Below are 816 nucleotides of genomic sequence, written 5' to 3'. Positions count from 1 at the left end.
AGTTCTCACAACGTTCCGCTTTCAAACGGTCAGTTAGATGTGTGCGACCTCGGAATATAAATCTATTAATGGTAATATCAGGGTCTCCCTTGTATTTACGCATTTTTTTAATTTTATCCCAAGAGTAGACTTCCCATGGTTCATATTGAGTCTTTCCTTTGTTAATATAGGAGATACCCCAAGTTGAACTTATATTGAATTTCTTCCGAACTCTGGCAATCGATGTTTTTTGTTTTCTTGCCAGTGTTTTCAAACAGCTGTATTCAACTAGATAATTTAGATGGATTAAAACCCCGAGATTGTTAGCTAAGCAAAAGTATTGGGTAATGCCTCTAGTAGGTCCGGATTATTTCTAATTCGTCTCGATCCGCTAATGTTTCGTCGTGTTTTATCTTCCCCCTTTTTAACCAATTGTATTCATATCCATATTCTTCAGCTTTTGCTTGGGGAACTTGGATTTGAACACTGCCGTTTAGGGAATTCCTTGTAGATTTCCTTATACGAGTTTTATTGGTGGGATTCACCTTTATCATGTAGGATAGGAATCTTGTCCCTTTATTGGCTTGCACAATTTTCGATTTGTTCTTACTAATGGTAAGTTTCAGATCTTGTTCTAGCCATTGTGTTACTTGATTCTTAACCCTTTCGGCTTTGTCATATTCACCTTTAACACCAATGATAAAATCATCAGCGTAACGGATGTACTCAATTCTTGTCTTTGGGTTTAAATTGATATACCTATCGACTCCCAGTTGATGGTGCTGGTTTTTACGCCATGCCTTCCCATATTCTAGGTTTCCTTTCTTAATTGGTTTT

General features: G+C 37.0%; 1 pseudogene. It reads right to left on the bottom strand.

The features are described 5' to 3' along the window. Positions 1-816: pseudogene (locus tag B2G44_RS01910) on the bottom strand (group II intron reverse transcriptase/maturase); the annotation flags it as partial.

It is taken from the genome of Candidatus Phytoplasma citri (genome assembly GCF_002009625.1).
Classification (GTDB): domain Bacteria; phylum Bacillota_I; class Bacilli_A; order Acholeplasmatales; family Acholeplasmataceae; genus Phytoplasma; species Phytoplasma citri.
The sequence above is the reverse complement of the archived record's forward strand: the minus strand, read 5'-3'. Positions and strand labels throughout refer to the sequence as shown.